This is a genomic window from Micromonospora tarensis (assembly GCF_016803395.1).
Taxonomy (GTDB): Bacteria; Actinomycetota; Actinomycetes; order Mycobacteriales; family Micromonosporaceae; genus Micromonospora; species Micromonospora tarensis.
Map to the genome: position 1 here is coordinate 1 of NZ_JAEVHL010000406.1, position 3,389 is coordinate 3,389.

Genomic DNA, 3,389 nt, shown 5'->3' on the forward strand with positions numbered 1-3,389 from the left:
CGAGTCGCCGGTGACCAGACCCTCGAAACCGAAGTGGTACGGCAACCACACCTGGTGGATGATCCGACCGTCCACCCGCAGCGGGGTGAGCCGGTCGGTGACCAGCACCCGCGCCTCGATCACCGCGCGGCCGCTGACCAGGTGCGCCCAGCCCAGATGCCTCAGCCCGACCTCGTCGGCCAGAGCCGGGGACACCTCGACGAACATCTCCGGTTGCAGCTCCGCCAGGGGAGACACGGTCCGGCTCATCGCGCCGGCGGTGTGGTGCTCGGTGAGCCGACTGACAGTGAACACGTAGGGGAACACCTGGTCGTGCTCCTGCGGCGGGCTCGGGTTCACCGAGTTCACCGGATGCGCGTACATCTTGCGGGTCGGGTTGGCCTGCTGACCGTAGAGCGGGTTACGCACCGGCGACTCCACCGGCTCGTAGTGCGTCGGCAGCGGGCGTCCAGGACACCGCTGGGCGCGTACAGCCAGCCCTTGCCGTCGCCCTGCATCACGAACGGGTCGTCGCCGGCGATGCCCTCGGTCCCGGACGCGCCCGGTGGCGGTCGGTAGGACGGCGGTTTGGTCTTCTCGAAGTCCGGCACGTCGTAGCCGGTCCACTCGCCCTTCTCCGCGTCCCACCAGACGTAGCGCTTGCGCTCACTCCACGGGTTGCCGTCCGGGTCGGCGGAGGCACGGTTGTAGAGGATCCGCCGATTGGCCGGCCAGGCCCAGCCCCACTCGGCGGCCACCCAGTCCTGCTCGTGCCGGGACTTGCGGCGGGCGGCCTGGTTCACGCCGTCGGCGTACACCCCGGTGTAGATCCAGCAGCCAACCGCCGTGGAGCCGTCGGCGCGGGCCTCGGCGAAACTCGACAGCGGCTTGCCGGTCGCCACGTCGTACCCGTTGATCTCGCGCAGCACCGCCTCGGCCCTCGGCTCCGCGTGCGGACCGTGCGTGGGGTAGTCCCAGGTGAGGTCGAGCAACGCCCGGTCGCGCGGCAGCTCCGAGTCGGCCAGCTTCTCGCGCAGCTTGCGGCCCAGGTGGTAGAAGAACCACAGTTCGGAGCGGGCGTCACCCGGCGGCTCGACGGCCTTCTCCCGCCACTGCAACAACCGCTGCGTCTGGGTGAACGTGCCCTCCTTCTCCACATGCGACGCGGCCGGCAGGAAGAACACCTCCGTACGGCACTCCTCGGGCACGATCTCCCCGGTGGCGACCTCGGGGCCGTTCTGCCAGAACGTGGCGCTCTCGATCATGAACAGGTCCCGGACCACCAACCAGTCGAGGTTGGCCATCCCGAGCCGCTGCGCCCGACCGTGCGCCGAACCCACCGCCGGATTCTGCCCGAGCAGGAAGTACCCCTTGATCTTCCCGTCGATCATGTTGAGCACCTGCTGATAGGTGCCGTGATCGCCGGTCATCCGGGGCAGGTAGCCGTAACCGAAGTCGTTCTCCGGGGTCGCCGCGTCCCCCCAGTACGCCTTGAGCAGGCTCGCGGCGAACGACCGGGCGTTGCCCCAGAAGCCCTTCTGCCCGGGGTGCCGGATGCTGTCCACCCACTCGTCGAAGCTCGGGTGCTCCGCGTGGTGCGGCATCGGCAGATAGCCCGGCAGCAGGTTGAACAACGTCGGAATGTCGGTCGAGCCCTGGATGCTGGCGTGCCCACGCAGGGCCATCACCCCGCCACCCGGGCGACCCATGTTGCCCAGCAACAGCTGGATGATCGCGCCGGTGCGGATGTACTGCACACCCACACTGTGCTGCGTCCAACCCACCGAGTAGACGAGCATGCCGGTGCGCTCGCGGCCGGAGTTCTCCGTCCAGGCCTGGGCCAACTCCAGGAACTGCTCCTGCGAAATACCGCAGACCCGCTCCACCATCTCCGGGGTGTAACGAGAAAAGTGCCGCTTGAGGATCTGGTAGACGCAGCGCGGATGCTGCAACGTCTCGTCGCGTTCGGTCTGACCGCCGACCGGCGCGCCGTGCGACTCGTGCGTCAACCCCGCGGCGCTGTCCCGCTCCTGGGCGGTGTGCCCACTGCCCGACGAACGCTCGTGCCCCTCGTACTGCCAACTGTCCTGCACATACGTGCCGGTCTCCGGGTCGAAGCCGGAGAAGAAGCCGTCGCCGTCCTCGGTGTCGCTGAACTCCTCGCTGACGATCGTCGCCGCGTTCGTGTACGACAGCACGTACTCCCGGAAGTCCAGCTCGTTGTCAAGGATGTAGCGCACCACCCCGCCGAGCAACGCGATGTCGGTGCCCGCCCGGATCGGCAGGTACGCGTCCGCCACCGCGCTGGTCCGGGTGAACCGCGGGTCGATGTGGAAGACCTTCGCGCCTCGGCGCTTGGCCTCCATCACCCACTGGAAGCCCACCGGGTGCGCCTCAGCCATGTTCGAACCCTGGATGACGATCACGTCAGCGTTGGCGATGTCCTGCTGGAAGTCCGTCGCACCGCCACGACCGAAGCTGGCCCCCAGACCGGGGACGGTGGCGGAGTGTCAAATACGGGCCTGGTTCTCGATCTGGAGCGCCCCCATCGCGGTGAACAACTTCTTGATGAGGTAGTTCTCCTCGTTGTCCAGCGTCGCCCCACCCAGGCTGGAGAAACCCAGCGTCCGGTTCAGCGGCCGGCCCTGCGTGTCGACGTCCTCCCAGGTCTGCTCGCGGGCGGCGAGCATCCGGTCGGCGATCATGTCGAGCGCGGTGTCGAGCTCCAGATCCTCCCACTGTGTCGAGTAGGGACGGCGGTAGCGCACCGTCGTCTGCCGCAGCGGACTGGTCACCAGACTCTTACTGGCCGAGCCCTTCGGGCAGAGCCGACCCCGCGAGATCGGACTGTCCGGATCGCCCTCGATCTGGCTGACCTGCCCGTCCTTGACGAACACCCGCTGACCGCAACCCACCGCACAGTACGGGCAGACCGAACGGGCCACGCTGTCCGCGGTCTCGGTGCGGGCGGTCAACCCGGCCGAACGGGCGGACTGCGCCGCCGCACCCCGGCCGAGCGGGTCCGTGCCGGTGAGCTGGCGATAGACCGGCCAACCCTCGATGAAGGTCCGAAGACCCATACCCGACACCCCCTCCCACCCGAGCGACCCCATGAACATAGGTCACCTGAGACATGTTCGCGAGCCGGGGACAGTAGACAGCGCCGCCCCCGGCCCGGTGGGGTCGGGGGCGGCGCTGGGTGTCGGTGTGCAGGTCGCCTCTCGGCGAGTGGCGCGACGCGGCTCCAGCCGAACGGTATTCCGCGACGGCGATATTAGGTGAGGCCCGGGGACACTGAGTCACACCGACACCCTCCACAACCAGCCAGCCACCCACCTTGTTCCCGCCACCCGGCGCCGCCGCCCCACCCTCTCCACCCGGCCGCGTCGCCCCGCCCGGTCCGCTCTCGC

The 3,389-nt window shown here is 68.9% G+C and carries 1 pseudogene; it reads right to left on the reverse strand.

The features are described 5' to 3' along the window. A pseudogene (gene fdh, locus JM949_RS34710) lies at nt 1-3,059 on the reverse strand (formate dehydrogenase); the annotation flags it as partial. Nucleotides 3,060-3,389 lie beyond the last annotated feature (330 nt).